The organism is Methylococcus mesophilus (assembly GCF_026247885.1).
GTDB lineage: Bacteria > Pseudomonadota > Gammaproteobacteria > Methylococcales > Methylococcaceae > Methylococcus > Methylococcus mesophilus.
This window is the reverse complement of record NZ_CP110921.1, coordinates 2,483,483-2,498,617: the sequence shown is the minus strand read 5'-3', so window position 1 is coordinate 2,498,617 and position 15,135 is coordinate 2,483,483. Positions and strand designations below refer to the sequence as shown.

At 62.1% G+C, this 15,135-nt stretch carries 13 protein-coding genes and 1 riboswitch; of the genes, 10 read left to right on the top strand and 3 right to left on the bottom strand.

Features of this window, described 5'->3' with window-relative positions; translation table 11 throughout:
• Window positions 1–47 precede the first annotated feature (47 nt).
• Together ahcY and metK are read right to left on the bottom strand one after the other, a co-directional pair.
• Complete coding sequence (ahcY, locus tag OOT43_RS11770) at window positions 48–1,463, bottom strand: adenosylhomocysteinase (protein WP_266020775.1); 1,416 nt, start codon at window positions 1,461–1,463, stop codon at window positions 48–50.
• Window positions 1,464–1,534: 71 nt separating this feature from the next.
• Window positions 1,535–1,621, bottom strand: a riboswitch (S-adenosyl-L-homocysteine riboswitch).
• A 45-nt stretch (window positions 1,622–1,666) separates the two neighbouring features.
• The gene (gene metK / locus OOT43_RS11765) at window positions 1,667–2,836 is read right to left on the bottom strand and encodes a methionine adenosyltransferase (protein ID WP_317133986.1); all 1,170 of its coding nucleotides are present in this window, start codon (window positions 2,834–2,836) and stop codon (window positions 1,667–1,669) included.
• A 178-nt stretch (window positions 2,837–3,014) separates the two neighbouring features.
• Between metK and OOT43_RS11760 the strand changes: the two genes are divergently transcribed.
• The 4 genes from OOT43_RS11760 (at window position 3,015) to OOT43_RS11745 (ending at window position 7,236) form a co-directional block, all read left to right on the top strand.
• On the top strand, window positions 3,015–3,749 hold the full coding sequence (locus OOT43_RS11760) for a glycosyltransferase (protein WP_266020773.1): 735 nt from the start codon (window positions 3,015–3,017) through the stop codon (window positions 3,747–3,749).
• A 79-nt stretch (window positions 3,750–3,828) separates the two neighbouring features.
• Entirely contained in the window at window positions 3,829–4,416 is a 588-nt protein-coding gene (locus OOT43_RS11755; protein WP_394358010.1) for a YbhB/YbcL family Raf kinase inhibitor-like protein, read from the top strand.
• A 143-nt stretch (window positions 4,417–4,559) separates the two neighbouring features.
• The gene (cax, locus tag OOT43_RS11750; RefSeq protein ID WP_266020772.1) at window positions 4,560–5,642 is read left to right on the top strand and encodes a calcium/proton exchanger; all 1,083 of its coding nucleotides are present in this window, start codon (window positions 4,560–4,562) and stop codon (window positions 5,640–5,642) included.
• A 13-nt stretch (window positions 5,643–5,655) separates the two neighbouring features.
• Window positions 5,656–7,236, top strand: coding sequence for a glucan biosynthesis protein (locus OOT43_RS11745; protein WP_266020771.1), 1,581 nt, complete (start codon window positions 5,656–5,658; stop codon window positions 7,234–7,236).
• Between the two features lie 15 nt (window positions 7,237–7,251).
• On the opposite strand, the gene OOT43_RS11740 is transcribed toward OOT43_RS11745, so the two are convergent.
• Entirely contained in the window at window positions 7,252–7,566 is a 315-nt protein-coding gene (locus OOT43_RS11740; RefSeq protein WP_266020770.1) for a DUF6794 domain-containing protein, read from the bottom strand.
• A gap of 345 nt (window positions 7,567–7,911) precedes the next feature.
• On the opposite strand from OOT43_RS11740, the gene OOT43_RS11735 reads away from it, so the two are divergent.
• The 6 genes from OOT43_RS11735 (at window position 7,912) to epsG (ending at window position 15,044) form a co-directional block, all read left to right on the top strand.
• Window positions 7,912–9,078: an outer membrane beta-barrel protein gene (locus tag OOT43_RS11735; RefSeq protein WP_266020769.1), complete on the top strand. Its 1,167-nt coding sequence runs from the start codon at window positions 7,912–7,914 to the stop codon at window positions 9,076–9,078.
• Window positions 9,079–9,099: 21 nt separating this feature from the next.
• A complete protein-coding gene (locus tag OOT43_RS11730) occupies window positions 9,100–10,248 on the top strand; it encodes an ATP-grasp domain-containing protein (RefSeq protein ID WP_266020768.1) in 1,149 nt (382 codons plus the stop codon).
• Window positions 10,249–10,432: 184 nt separating this feature from the next.
• Window positions 10,433–11,836 carry an undecaprenyl-phosphate glucose phosphotransferase gene (locus OOT43_RS11725; RefSeq protein ID WP_266020767.1) on the top strand — a complete coding sequence of 468 codons (1,404 nt, stop codon included), beginning with the start codon at window positions 10,433–10,435 and terminating at the stop codon, window positions 11,834–11,836.
• 55 nt (window positions 11,837–11,891) lie between these two features.
• Entirely contained in the window at window positions 11,892–12,725 is an 834-nt protein-coding gene (gene epsE, locus OOT43_RS11720) for a polysaccharide export protein EpsE (protein WP_266020766.1), read from the top strand.
• Between the two features lie 3 nt (window positions 12,726–12,728).
• The gene (gene epsF, locus OOT43_RS11715; RefSeq protein ID WP_266020765.1) at window positions 12,729–14,150 is read left to right on the top strand and encodes a chain length determinant protein EpsF; all 1,422 of its coding nucleotides are present in this window, start codon (window positions 12,729–12,731) and stop codon (window positions 14,148–14,150) included.
• A 24-nt stretch (window positions 14,151–14,174) separates the two neighbouring features.
• Window positions 14,175–15,044 carry a chain length determinant protein tyrosine kinase EpsG gene (gene epsG / locus OOT43_RS11710; protein ID WP_266020764.1) on the top strand — a complete coding sequence of 290 codons (870 nt, stop codon included), beginning with the start codon at window positions 14,175–14,177 and terminating at the stop codon, window positions 15,042–15,044.
• The last annotated feature ends 91 nt before the right edge of the window (window positions 15,045–15,135 follow it).

The following is a 15,135-nucleotide window of genomic DNA, read 5'->3' as shown; positions in this document are numbered from 1 at the left end:
GGGTTAACGTACCGCCCCGCGATTTTGCCGGGGCGGTGTCGCCAGGTTTAGTAGCGGTAATGCCCCGGCTTGTACGGGCCGTCCACAGCTACGCCGATATACGCAGCCTGCTCGGGGCTCAGCACGGTCAGGGCTGCGCCGATTTTCTTGAGGTGCAGCCGCGCCACTTTTTCGTCGAGATGCTTAGGCAGGACATAGACCTCGTTCTTGTAGCGCTCGCCGTGGCAGAACAGCTCGATCTGGGCCAGGGTCTGGTTGGTGAACGAGTTGGACATCACGAAGGACGGGTGGCCGGTGGCGCAGCCGAGGTTTACCAAACGGCCTTCCGCCAGCAGGATGATGCGGCGTCCGTTGGGGAGGAGGATGTGATCCACCTGCGGCTTGATGTTCTCCCAGGCGTACTGCTTCATGGCGGCGACCTCGATTTCCGAATCGAAATGGCCGATGTTGCAGACGATGGCCTGGTCCTTCATCTTCACCATGTGGTCATGGGTGATGACGCCGAGGTTGCCGGTAGCGGTGACGAAGATGTCGGCCTTGTCGCAGGCTTCCTCCATGGTCACTACGCGGTAGCCTTCCATCGCCGCTTGCAGGGCGCAGATCGGGTCGATCTCCGTAACCCACACGGTGGCGCCGAGGCCGCGCAGGGATTGGGCGCAGCCCTTGCCCACGTCGCCGTAGCCCAGCACCACGGCGATCTTGCCGGCGATCATCACGTCGGTGGCGCGCTTGATGCCGTCCACCAGCGATTCGCGGCAGCCGTAGAGGTTGTCGAACTTGGACTTGGTGACCGAGTCGTTGACGTTGATCGCCGGGAACGGCAGCCGGCCTTCCGCCTGCATCTGATACAAGCGGTGTACGCCGGTGGTGGTTTCCTCGGTCACGCCCTGGATGCCGGCCTGCAGCTTGGAATACCAGCCTGGCTTTGCGGCCAGCGTCTTCTTGATCGCGGCGAACAGGACTTCTTCCTCTTCGCAGGTGGGATTGGCGATGAGGGAGGCGTCTTTTTCGGCGCGGGCGCCCAGAGTCACCAGCAGGGTGGCGTCGCCGCCGTCGTCCAGGATCATGTTGGGGCCGGCATCGCCCGGCCATTCCAGGATGCGGTGGGTGTAATCCCAGTACTCTTCTAGGCTCTCGCCTTTGTAGGCGAAGACCGGGATGCCCTCGGCAGCGATGGCCGCGGCGGCGTGGTCCTGGGTGGAGAAAATGTTGCAGGAGGCCCAGCGGACTTCTGCGCCCAGCGCGACCAGGGTCTCGATCAGCACCGCGGTCTGGATGGTCATGTGCAGGCTGCCGGTGATGCGGGCGCCTTTGAGCGGTTGGGCCGCACGGTATTCCTCGCGGGTCGCCATCAGGCCCGGCATCTCGGTTTCGGCAATGGCGATTTCCTTGCGGCCCCAGCTGGCCAGGGAAAGGTCGGCGACCTTGTAGTCGTCGAATGCGGCGTTTGCTACAGCGTTCATAAATACCTCTTCGTCAGTTCTCCACCGGAGCTAAGGCTCTGATTACCCATCGGCAGCCGCAGCCGGTGAAGATAAACAGAGCGCCGTTGGAAAACCAAGTTGCCCCCGCCGAGCCTGGCGGCCCGTCTGTGCGGGCCGTCGCAGCGCCCCTCGGCGCGGACAACGCCGCCGGAAACCGGCGGCTGAAAAGTTGTTTGCCCGAATCAGGCGGCCGGTAACCCTGCCGCTTCGCGCAGCAGTTCGGCCTTGTCGGTCCGTTCCCAGGTGAAGCTGCCTTCGGTGCGGCCGAAGTGGCCGTAGGCGGCGGTCGGACGATAGATCGGCCGCAGCAGGTCCAGCATGGTGATCAGCCCCTTGGGACGCAGGTCGAAGTGCTCGCGCACCAGCTTGACCAGGGTTTCCTCCGGAATCTTGCCGGTGCCGAAGGTCTCGATGCTGATCGAGGTCGGCTCGGCTACGCCGATGGCATAGGACACCTGGATTTCGCAGCGGTCGGCCAGGCCGGCGGCCACGATGTTCTTGGCGACATAGCGGCCCATGTAGGCGGCCGAGCGGTCGACCTTGGAAGGGTCCTTGCCGCTGAAGGCGCCGCCGCCGTGGCGCGCCATGCCGCCGTAGGTGTCGACGATGATCTTGCGTCCGGTCAGTCCGCAGTCGCCCACCGGACCGCCGATGACGAAACTACCCGTCGGGTTGATGAAATACTTGGTGTCCTTGTGCAGCCATTCCCTCGGTAGGACATGGTAGATGATCTCTTCCATGACCGCCTCGCGGATGTCCTTCTGGTCCACGTCCGGCGCATGCTGGGTCGACAGCACCACGGCATCGACCGCCACCGGCTTGCCGTCCTCGTAGCGGAAGGTGACCTGGCTCTTGGCGTCCGGCCGCAACCAGGGCAGCACCTTGTGCTTGCGGACTTCGGCCTGGCGCTGCACCAGCCGGTGGGCGTAGGTGATCGGAGCCGGCATCAGCACGTCGGTCTCGTTGGTGGCATAGCCGAACATCAGGCCCTGGTCGCCCGCGCCCTGCTCGTGGCTGTCGAATTCGTCCACGCCCGCGGCGATGTCGGGCGACTGCTTGCCGATTGCGGTCAGCACGGCGCAGCTTTGCCAGTCGAAGCCGATTTCCGGGTTGTCGTAGCCGATGTCGTGCACGACCTTGCGCACCAGCTCTTCGGTGTCCACCCAGGCCGAGGTGGTGACTTCGCCGGCGAGCACGACCATGCCGGTCTTGACCAAGGTTTCCACGGCGACGCGCGCCTTGGGGTCCTGCGCCAGGATTGCATCCAGCACCGCGTCGGAAACCTGGTCTGCGATTTTGTCCGGGTGACCTTCGGAGACGGATTCCGAAGTGAAGATGAAAGATTTGCTCACTTTATGATGCTTCCTACGGTTGAACGGCATGGTTTAAGCTGAAGGCGAATTATAGGCCAGGGGGCTGGGCAGACAAAGCCCGGCGCCGATTCAGCCGTTTCGTAACATCGGCATGTTATCCAATGGAGTTCGGGTCTTTTCGTGATTTTGGAAACTAACTATACCAAGAGGGCGAACCATGAATCTGGAATCCATCACCGTCGTTCTTCCCACCCGCAACGAGGCGGGCAACATCGAGGCGTTCCTGGCATCGTTACCCGACGCGGTGCATCTGATCGTAGTCGATGCCAGCGAGGACGAGACACCTGACATCATCCAGCACCTGCGTCCGGCCCGAACGCAGGTGCTGCGGCGCAGGAGCACGATCACCGAAGCCCGCCAGCTGGGCGCGGAGCTGGCCCATACCGACTGGCTGCTGTTCACCGATGCCGACGTTGTGTTTCCGGACGGTTATTTCGACGCCCTGGACGGTTTGACCGACGCGGCCGTGGTCTATGGGCCCAAGCTGTCGCGTGACCGTTTCGCGGCCTACTACCGCTGGTTCGGCTACGGCCAGCAGTGTTCGCACTGGCTGGGAATTCCCGCCGCCACCGGTTCCAACATGCTGGTTCGCAAGGATGCGCTGGCCGCGGTGGGTGGATTCGATCCGGAGCTGGTGTGCAACGAAGACTCGGAACTGGTCTGGCGGATCAAGCGGGCGGGCTACCGGACCCGGTTCGAGGCGGCACTCCCGGTTTTTGCACGCGACCATCGCCGCCTGGACAGCGGACTTTGGCGCAAGACCTGCCATTCCGTGTTCCGCTGCGCGCTGCTGTATTGGGACCTGATACCCGCCCGCTGGCGCGGGGCGGACTGGGGCTACTGGTCGCAGCAGCAGAGCGGACGGGCGCCGGGCATCTCGCGGGTGGATTGAAGAGAGGCAAACCGCCTTGAATCCGCTGTCCTTGTAATGGGATGATCGGCTTCGGAAACCGTTCCAAGCGGGGGCGACGATGAAACGTATGGACCGGGACCGTGTTTGCCGCGGCGGGATGCTCGCGTTGCTCATCCATTTTTCGCTGGTCTGGACCGGAAGTGCCGCCGCCGAGGCGGCGGGCGGAGAAACGGCTATGGCTTTGATCCTCACTTCGGAAGCATTCCCGCCGAACGGCGAGATACCGCAAAAGTACACCTGTGACGGCGGCGACGTTTCGCCGCCTCTCGGCTGGTCGGGACTGCCGCCAGGTACCCGAAGTCTGGTGCTTGTCGTCGACGACCCTGATGCTCCGGACCCCAAGGCGCCCAAAATAACGTGGGTCCACTGGGTGTTGTACAACCTGCCTCCGGAGGCGCCGGGCTTGCCCGAAGCGGTCCAGTCGCTGCCCGCCGGCACGCTGCAGGGCGTGAACGACTGGAAGCGCACGGGCTACGGTGGGCCCTGCCCTCCGATCGGCCGCCACCGCTACGTCCACAAGCTTTACGCCTTGGACACCGTCTTGCCCGATCTGCACCGGCCGGATAAGGCGAAACTCGAGCATGCCATGGCCGGGCATGTGCTCGATCGCGCCGAGCTGATCGGGACCTACCAGCGTTCCCGCTGACTTTCTCCGCTGCGTTCGCGGTTCCGCGCTTCGTGCTCACTTGAAGCGCTCTTGCGGCAAGCCCGCCGTTTTGTGGGATCATTTGGCATGGAGCGCCAAGTCCAAGACGGGCGGATTGTTCAAGAGGGTTGAAGCTGGAAAGTATGCGAGTCGGGAAATTCGAAATCGAACCTATGTCGTTGCTGCTGGTTTTCGTGCCGGTCAGCATTGCGCTGGAGTGGGTCCATGCGGACCCGGTCTGGATTTTCGCGGGGTCCGCGCTTGCGATCGTCCCCCTGGCGGGCCAGATGGGAAAGGCCACCGAATATCTCGCCGAACATCTCGGCGCGGGCCTCGGCGGACTGCTCAATGCTTCGTTCGGCAATGCGGCGGAATTGATCATCGGCTTCGTCGCACTGCGGGCAGGCTTGATCGACGTGGTCAAGGCCTCGATCACCGGCTCGATCATCGGCAACATCCTGCTGGTGCTAGGTGCCAGCGTGGTGGTCGGCGGGCTGAAGCACGAAACCCAGTATTTCAACCGTACCGCCGCCGGACTCGGCGTGACCCTGGCCGGGCTCAGTGCGATCGGGCTGGTGGTGCCGGCGATTTTCCACATGGTCGTCCAAGGGCATCCGGAGCCTCACGAACAGGAACTGAGCCTGGAAATCGCCCTGGTACTGTTCGTCACCTACATCCTCAGCCTGGTGTTCACCCTGCGCACTCATCGGCATCTTTACGTGGGCGAGTCCTCGGACGAAACCGACGAGGCGCTCGGCGTGGGAACCTGGAGCAAGCGCAAATCATTGCTTATTCTGCTGGGCGCCACGGCGCTCGTCGCCTGGATGAGCGAGCTGCTGGTGGGCGCGGTGGAGCATGCGGCGCACGACCTGGGCATGACCAACGTCTTCATCGGCGTGATCCTCGTCGCCATCGTCGGCAATGCGGCGGAGCACAGCACGGCGGTCATGATGGCGGCCAAGAACCACATGGATCTGGCCATGAACATCGCCATCGGTTCCAGCATCCAGATCGCCCTGTTCGTGGCGCCGCTCCTGGTTTTCGCCGGCTATCTGATGGGCCAGCCAATGGACCTGGTATTTTCCACCTTCGAGGTCGTCGCGGTCGCGATCGCGGTCGCCGCCGTGGTTCTGATCGCGATGGACGGCGAGTCGAACTGGATGGAAGGGGTCAACCTGCTGGCGGTTTACGTCATCCTCGCCATCGCTTTCTATTTCCTTCCCTAGGGATGAGTGACGCATGATCGGAAAGACGAGTCGACGGGATTTCATGCGCCTGGGCGCGACGCTCGGGCTGGGCGCTCCGCTCCTGGCCGGCGCGCCGCGGAGTTGGTCGGAGCCGAAAGGGCTCAAGTTCGGCGCCTCCCTCCCTTTCAGTTACGAGATGCTGGTGAAACGCGCGGAGGCGCTTGCGTCGCGCCCTTATTCTCCGCCGCCGACGGTATCCGAGGTCGTTCGCAAACTGGATTACGAAGCCTGGGGCCATATCCGTTTCCGAACCGAGGACGCCTTGTTCGCCGAAGGGCCATCCGTTTACCCGGTCACGTTTTTCCATCTCGGCCAGTTTTTCCAGAAACCGGTCAAGGTTCATGCCGTCGAGGGCGGAAAATCACGCCAGATCTACTACAGCGCCGACTACTTCGACATGCCGGGTGACAGCCCGGCCCGGCAAATGCCGGAAAAATCGGGATTCGCCGGCTTGCGCCTGCAGGAGGCCCGCAGTCGCTCCGATTGGCGCACGCAGGACTGGATCGCCTACCTGGGGGCCTCTTATTTCCGCGCCATCGGTGCGCTCAACCAATATGGCCTTTCGGCGCGTGGCGTCGTCGTCGACGCGGCCGAGCCGACGCCGGAAGAATTCCCCGATTTCACCGAGTTCTACATCGAGGGTGCCGCTGCCGAAAACGATCCGGTCGTCATCTGCGCGCTGCTCGATGGTCCCAGCGTCACCGGGGCCTACCGTTTCCTCACTTGGCGGAAAGAAGGCGTGGTGCAGGAGATCGAGGCGGCGGTGTTCATGCGCCGGGGAGTCAAGCGGCTCGGCCTTGCACCGCTGACTTCGATGTACTGGTTCAGCGAATCGGAGAAACGGAAGCTGGAGGACTGGCGGCCCGAGGTCCACGATTCGGACGGCCTCGCGATCTGGACCGGGTCCGGCGAACGCATCTGGCGGCCGCTGATCAACCAGCCGTATGCCGTGACGTCGAGCTTCGTCGACCACAATCCGAAAGGGTTTGGCCTGCTTCAGCGGGACAGGGTGTTCGAGAACTATCTCGACGGCGTGAATTACGAACGCCGGCCCAGCCTGTGGGTCGAGCCGCTGGACGGCTGGGGTGAGGGGGCGGTGCAACTGGTGGAACTGCCCACGGACGACGAGATTCACGACAACATCGGCGTTTACTGGCGTCCGGCGGCGGCGCCCAAGGCCGGTGCGTCCTATCGTTTGCGGTACCGCTTGCACTGGTTGGCCGACGAACCGTATCCGGCCGCCGTCGCCCGTTGCGTCGCAACCCGCATCGGCCGAGGTGGCCAGCCCGGGAAGCCCAGGCCCCGGGGGGTCTACAAATTCGCCGTGGAATTCGCCGGCGCGGCGCTGGAGCCGCTGTGGGGCGACACCGTCAAGGCATCGCCGGTCGTCACGGGCTCCAGCGGGGCGATTCAGGGCGCCTTCATCGAGCCGATCCCCAATACGCGGCGCTGGCGCGCAATTTTTGATCTGATCCCCGACGGAGCCGCTCCGGTGGAACTGCGCCTTTACATTCAGGGCAATGGCGACGCACTGACCGAAACCTGGCTGTACCAGTTCCGGCCGCCGGCCTGAGCGCCGCAACGCCGTTCAGATCTTGGCGTTGCGGTCCCGGTAAGCCTGCAGCCGCTCCCACAGCGCTTCAATGATGACGTCGGACGCTTCGTCCGGCGGCAGGTCGCCGCGTCCCAATGCTCGCCCGCAATCGCGCCGCAATGGGCTGTCCGGCGCCCACAAACCGAAGGTCTTGCGTATGTGGCTGCCGAGGCTGAAATGCAGAAGGTAGAGCGCAGTCTTGAAGGTCAAGGCCACTTCGGCCTTCTGCCGGTCGCTGAATTCTTCAACAAGCATTTCCACCGCTTCGGCCACGGTGCGAGGACACTGGGTGAACGTGGTCTTGGCCATGTTCTTCTGCCGGATCAGTCTCGGCGCAAGTAATAAAGATTTAGTCTCGCCGCGATCGGGGTTCCTGCGCAAGCAGGGTTGCCCAAGGGCATGGCTCCGTTGGCTCAACTCAATTACCATACCGCGCTGTGTGCGCGGTTTATCCCACGCATCGGTGCGCCTGCTCCTTCTCTGCATCGAGAGAGACCCGGGCCATGTGACCGCCAAGGCTGTGCCCGTGCGTTCCGCCCGAGTGGGCGGATTTCTCCAAAATGGATATTTCTCTAGATGCTTTCTGGCCCGGCTAGCGCGTTCCGCTTCGTTCTGCGATGCTCGCTCGTATGCGCGACCGGGTCGGCCTGGGCATTGGCGGACAAGACCGATTGGTTTCAGCCGTTCGTATCCAATACTTTTACCTATGACACCAATGTGTTCCGCCTGCCTTCGAGTCTCACCGCCGCCGAGACTAACGCCTTGATCGACAACGTGTCCAAAGGCGGGAGCAAATCCGATTTTATCAACCGAATTTCGGCGGGTGCCAAGGTGCGCTGGTATTCAGGGCCGCATCGAGTGAACATGAATCTTGGGGTCGATGACAACATTTTCGTCCGGAACACCGCATTGCAGAATGTGTCCACCCTTAACGACGCTTCCTGGATCTGGGATGTTTCCAGAGCATGGTCGACTCAGGTCGGCGCCGAATATCAGCAGTACCTGAACGCATTCGGAAACTACATTATCCCGCGCAAGGACATGCTGACCAACATGGCTTATTTCGGAAAGGTGAAATATCAGTTTTCCCCGGACTGGCGGACCGGAGCCGGGGTGCGGTGGGACGAAATCAGCCACAGCGTGCGCGACCGCAGGCAGAACGACGTCCAGGAACTGAGCGAAACGGCGGAAGTCATATATCAGAACGCCGCCGGGAGTTCGGCGGGGGTCGAATATCGCCATGGAGCAGGGTCTTATCCGGATAGAAATCCGGTGATATTCGGCTTCGACGAATACGATGTCAATTCTGTGAAACTTGTTGGCGGTTACGTGTTTTCCGCCAAGACCCGTTTCGACGGATATGTCGGGTATCTCGCCCAGACCTTCGCCCAGGCGCCACGGTTCGATTATTCGGGCTGTATCTGGCGCATGGGCGTGGAGTGGCTGCCGACGGATAAGACCAGCGTAAAGATTTCCGGCTGGCAAAATCTCGAAGCCTACCAGGATGTCGCGTCCAGCTATTTCGTCGGCAACGGCGTCAAGTTGCTTTCGAAATGGGAGGCGAGCCGGAAAGTCGAAGTCGCGGGCGAATTTTCATGGGAAAGCCGAAATTACGTCGGGGATGGCGGGGCCAATTCTTCCGAAACTCCAGTATCGCGCCGCGTCGACGATTTTTTCGCTGCGCAGGCCGGTGTCACCTACAGGCCGGTGGATTATGTTGATGTTTTTTTGACGTACCGGTATGAAAAAAGAAAGGTGAACAGGGTGTTTTTCAACTACGAGTACGATGGTATCGCTCTGGGTCTCGCGTTGAGGTTCTGAGTCTGACAGGAGTCGCCGATTATGTGTATCGAATCCGGGTCCGCCGGAAATCCGTCGGATATCAAAAAGCCTTCGGTGTTGCTGGTGGCGTCAAACACGCCATTTCAGTATCGTGTGTTACGGTGTGCCGCCCAGGCCGGCGCCTCCGTTTTCATCCTGGGAAGCAGGCGGGCGAAATTCTTGGCCTTGTCCAGATATTGCAAGGACTTCGTCCTGTATCCTCGCGATTTCGGAGAAGAGGATTCTTCGGAATTGGTTGGTATAGTCAATGATCTGAGTTCTAGATTGGGTATAGATTATGTCATTCCAGGTTGTGGCGATACTACCAGGCTGCTTGGGGAGATTGGAAGTCGGCTACATGCTAAATGCTTCCCTGTTCCACCTCCGTCAGTTTTCGATACGCTGAACGACAAAGGTAAATTTGCGGGCCTTTGTCTGGATTTGGGCATGCCTCATCCCGCCAGTGTGCTGCTGGCCGGTCCTGCTGAGCTGAGGTCGATGTATGATTCCGGCCGGCTTCATTTCCCCCTGATTGCTAAGCCTGTCGACGCTTATGGCAGTGAGGGCGTCGTAAAGCTTGAAGCCCTCTCGGTTCACGTCGATCTGGATAAAATCGATTACAGTCCCATTCTTCTGCAGGAGTTTGTGGAAGGAGAGGACGTTTGTATAAGTTTGTTTTGTGTTCAAGGGGTATGCAAACAGCAGGTCGTGTATAAGCGAAAGCGGGGCATCTGTTTTATTGAGCACGATTCCCTTTTCGAGCTGGCGCAAACGGTGGCGCGTCACCTCAATTTTGACGGAGTGATTTGTTTCGACGCTAGGCTGGTGCCGGATGGGAAAAGCGTTTATCTGATTGAGTGCAATCCCAGATTCTGGTACAACATGGATTTTGCCATGGTGGCTGGGGTCAATTTTGTTGGGCTCGGAATAGATCCGGTTGGTCATGAAAGTTGTGCGGCAACAAGAAAAACCTTCAGTTCCCCGTATTCGCTTGCTTTGAAGGTGTTTACTCCATGGAGGATAAACGCCCAGGACGTTGCCATGCTCAGGTATTGGTTGGCCGATCCGATTCCATTTTTGTGGATCGAGATATGGCTTGGCTTGCCCGGCTTGATCGCCGGCAAGGCAACGCGCGCTGTCAGGAGCATTAAGCAGCGCTTCGGGCGCTAGCGCCACGGCCTAAGACCACATCTACAGGAAGTCAGGCGGATGACATGCGCTCAGAGGATTCGTTAGTTTCGTGTTTTGCGGTTCCAATAGGTTGCACTCTGGAGCATAAATGGATTTTACGGGGGCCGCATAAGCACCGGCGAAGCGGTTGCTGTTGTAGTGAAACGGGACATGGGGGTAACTTATGAATCAGACTGGTGCTCCTTCGGTTTTTGAAAGCCCTCTGGTTTTTCTGCTCAAGACGCTGTTCGCGCCGGTGGTCGCTTCCGGGGTATTTCTGGCAAGCCTGAGATTCGAAGGGTATCCGCTGGAGGGAGCGAACATCCTGATGTTGTTTTTGGTGTTCATCATCGTCTCCTATACCTTTAAGGTGACGCGGTTGAACGACAGGCTGACCGCGCGTTCTTTTTTCGAGACGGCGTTCGACACCCTGGCACGTTGGGTTTTTACGCTGGCCGTGGTCGCATTGCTGACTTATGTCGCCGGTATCGAGGATTTGTTGGACGAACCCGGTTTCGTGGTTTGGGCAGGCGCGACGCCATTCATCCTGCTGTTCGGGCAGCTTGCGGTCGGGCCGATGGTCAGGATCTATTTCCGTCGGTATGGCGGCCATCGCAAGGCGGTGATCGTCGGGGTGACGGAGATGGGGGTAAAACTGGCGGAAGCGATCGGGAGCCACACCTTCCTGCGCACCGACGTGCTCGGGTTTTTCGAGGACAGGCCGGCGGACCGAACTGCGGATCCCGGCGATCTGCCAGTTCTCGGGCGCACGGCGGACCTGCCGGAGTTTCTCCGGGACCATGAGGTGCATGCGGTCTACATCACCTTGCCCATCGCCCGCCAGCCCCGGATTCTCGAGTTGCTGGACAGCCTGAAAGATTCGACCGTCTCGGTGTATTTCGTGCCCGATCTGTTCATGACTGACCTGCTTCAGGCCCGCTGGGACACGCTGGCAGGTATCCCGGTGATGGCGGTCTGCGAATCGCCCTTCATCGGAATAAGGGGTTTGAGCAAGCGTGTGATGGACATCGTGGGCGCCATCGGGGCTCTGGTGATGCTGGCGCCAGTGATGCTGCTGATCGCTCTGGCGGTGCGGTTGTCGTCGCGGGGGCCGGCGCTGTTCAAGCAGCGGCGCTACGGCGAAGACGGCGAGGCGATCTTCGTCTACAAGTTCCGCAGCATGACGGTCTGCGAGGATGGCGGCACGGTGACCCAGGCGAAGCAGGGGGATGCCCGGGTGACGCCCTTGGGCGCGATTTTGAGAAAGACTTCTCTGGACGAGTTGCCCCAGTTCTTGAACGTGCTGCAGGGCACCATGAGCCTCGTGGGACCACGTCCCCATGCGGTTGCGCACAACGAGCTTTACCGGGGGCTGATCAAGGGTTACATGGTGCGCCACAAGGTGAAGCCGGGTATCACCGGCTGGGCGCAGGTCAACGGCCTGCGGGGCGAGACCGAGACGGTCGAGAAGATGGCGGCGCGCATCAGGTACGATCTGGAGTACCTGCGCAACTGGTCGCTGTGGCTGGACATGTGGATCTTGCTGAAGACCGTCGGCGTGGTCTTGAAGCAAAAGAACGCCTATTGATGGCCGGGTCCGATGGATTTACGGGACGTGCAATCTGACAGACAGGAGAATCGCGATGCCCGGGAAGATTAGTTCCGGCGTGAAAGCGGCGTTGTGCCGCATCGCTTTGGTCATGGGGCTGATGGCCGGCTGGGGGGCCGTGGCTGGCGATGCGCCCTTGCACGAGGCGGGCGACTACCGGCTCGGACCGGGAGACGTGGTGAGGATCAGCGTGTTCAACTATCCCGAGCTGGCCATCGAAACCCGGATCAGCCAGACGGGGAACATCACGTTTCCGCTCACCGGTCCCATCGCCATCGGAGATTTGACGGCCGCCGAAGCGGAAGGGCGCATTGCCGGCAAGCTGCGCCAGGGCGGATACATCAGCGATCCGCATGTCACTGTGGTGGTCTCCCAGTTCAAGGCGAGGGAGGTCGCAGTGATGGGACAGGTCAAGAATCCCGGCAAGTACCCGATCGAGAAACAGAGCCGGGTGATGGACATGCTGGCCGCCGCCGGCGGGGTGACGACGGCCGATGCAGGCGATACGGCGACGCTGCTGCGTGCCAATGGCGAGAAGCTCGTCGTCGATCTCAAGGCCTTGTTCGAGGGAAGCTCCGGTCAGAATCCAGAGGTGGCGGCCGGCGACACGCTCTTCGTTCCGAAGGCGCCGCAGTTTTATGTCTACGGGGAAGTTCAGCGGCCCGGTGCCTACCGGCTTCAGCGGGGCATGACGGTCAGCCAGGCGATTTCCGCCGCCGGCGGGCTGACGCCCCGGGGGACCGACACCTGGCCCGCGCCGATCGTCAAGCGGCGCGACGCCGCCGGGGTGGAGCAGGAGACATCGGTGGACGGTTCTTATGCCCTGCAGCCGGATGACGTGCTGTATCTGCGCGAGCGGTGGTTCTGATCCATGAGTGCCAACCGGCTCATCCTGATTTTCCTCGCGCGCTGGCGGGTTTTCGGTTGGACGCTGGCCGTGACCGTACTGACCACGCTGGTGGCCAGCGTCGCGATGTCAAAAACCTATACCGCGTCGACCACCGTCGTGATCGATTACAAGGGTGGCGATCCGCTGACCGGCTCGGCGTTTCCGTCCGATCTCATGGCCGGTTACCTTGCGACCCAGGTGGACATCATCGGCAGCCACGCCGTGGCGGCACGCGTCGCGGACGCGCTGAAGCTCTCGGAGGCTCCGGCTTACCGTGACCGCTTCGAGAAAGTCGCCAGGAAGACGGGCGCGCGCGCGGTATTCCGTGACTGGGCGGCGGACAAGCTGCTGGAGGATCTGGACGTGTCGCCGTCGCGGGAGAGTGACGTCATCACGATTTCTTACGCCGCGTCCGATCCCCAGTTCGCTACGGATGTGGCGAATGCCTTCGCCCAGACCAGTATCCGTGCCAACGTCGAACTCAAGCTGGATCCGGTGAAGCGCCAGGCGGCCTGGTTCGACGAGCAGGCGCATGCGCTGCGGGGTGCGCTGGAAAAAGCCCAGGCCGAGCTTTCGAGCTACCAGATCGAGCGCGGCGTACTTGCTGCGGGTGACAAGCTGGACGTCGAAACCGCTCACTTGTCCGATCTGTCGGCGCAGCTGGCGGCGGCTAAGGGCCAGATGTACGACAGCGGGGCGCGGGGGCGGCAGATGAGGGAGGCGGCGGCCCGTGGGGGAGTGGATGAACTTCCGGATTTATTGCAGAACCCCGCGCTGCAGGTGCTGAAGACCGAACTGGCGCGTGCCGAGGCCCGGCTCGCCGAAGTCGGTTCGCTCTACGACTGGAACCACCCGCAACGGCAATCCGTGGCGGCCGAGGTCTCGAGCCTGCGGAAAAAACTTGCCGCCGAGGTGGCGAACGCGACGGGTGCCATCGAGCGCGCCGCCGAACTCGCCCGTCAGCGCGTGGCGGACCTGGAGCAGGCCGTGGCCGAACAGAGGAAGCGGATACTCGATCTGGGTGCCGAACAGGACAAGTTGAGCGTGTTGAAACGGGAGGTGGAGAACGCCCAGCGCGTCTACGATGCCGCCCTGCAGCGGGCGAGCCAACTGCAGTTGGAGAGTCGGCTGGAGGGGACCAACATCGCCGTGCTGTCGCCCGCGGTGCCGCCGCTCAAGCCCAGCAAGCCGAAGCTGCTGCTGAACCTGGTGTTGTCCGTCATCCTGGGGGGAGGACTGGGGTTGGCCTTCGTCCTGCTGTTCGAGTTCAAGGACAGGCGCATCCGTTGCGCGGAGGACGTCACCGACGAGCTGGGCCTGCCGCTCCTTGCCGAAATGCCTCCGGAAGGGACGGCGCGGCCCCGCCCGTTCCAGCTTGGCGTGCTATCCGCATTCAAGGACTGACAAGACCGTTTCAGGACGACTGCCATGAAAAATCTCCCCTCCTTCGATGGCCCGGATTTGCCCCGCAGCGATGTCCAGTTGGGACAGCTCTTGCTGCATGCCGGCAAGTTGTCGGAAAAGGATATCGAGGCCATCGCGGAAAAGCAGCGGGAGGATGGGTTGAGGTTCGGCGAAGCGGCGTTGATTCTGGGGCTGATCGGAGAGGACGATCTGCGCCAGGCTTTGGCGCGCCAGTTCGCGCATCCTTGCCTGCCCGACTCGGACACCAGCGTCGATGCGGATCTGATCGCGGCCTTTTGCCCGCCGGGGCGGGAAGGCGAGGCTTTGCGGGACCTCCGCAGCATCCTGATGTTGCGGTGGTTCGGGGGACACAGGCGGCTGCTCACCCTGACGTCGGGGCGGCCGGCGGAAGGTTGCGGCCGGCTGGCGGCGAATCTCGCCGTGGCGTTTTCCCAGTTGGGAGAGCGGACCCTGCTGATCGACGCCAACCTGCGGGAGCCGGAGCTGCACCGTCTGTTCAAGTTGCGCGGCGACCCTGGCTTGTCGGGTGTCCTTGCCGGGCGCCACAGTCCGGAGAAGGCGACCAGCGGCATTCCGGCCCTCGGCGATCTGAGCGTGCTGCCGGCCGGTGCGCCGCCGCCCAATCCCCAGGAATTGCTGAGCCGGGAGTCTTTCATCCGACTTCTGGATGCCGCCGCGGAGCAATACGACATCGTGCTGCTGAATACGCCGCCGGCGCTGGAGAGCGCCGATGCCCGAATCGTGGCGACGCGCGCCGCGGGCTGCGTCATCGTGGTCCGCCGCGACTCGACCCGCCTCGGCGACGCTGCGGCGGTCAAGGACCAGCTTTCCGGCGCGGGCGTCGAGGTGCTGGGCGCGGTCCTGGCCTCATGACGGCGAGCGGTGGCGTGCGGTGGCGGTTCGGCGCTTCCCGCGTACCAAATGGCGGGGGGAGGACTGGGCCGGCGTACCGGTTGTGGGAGAT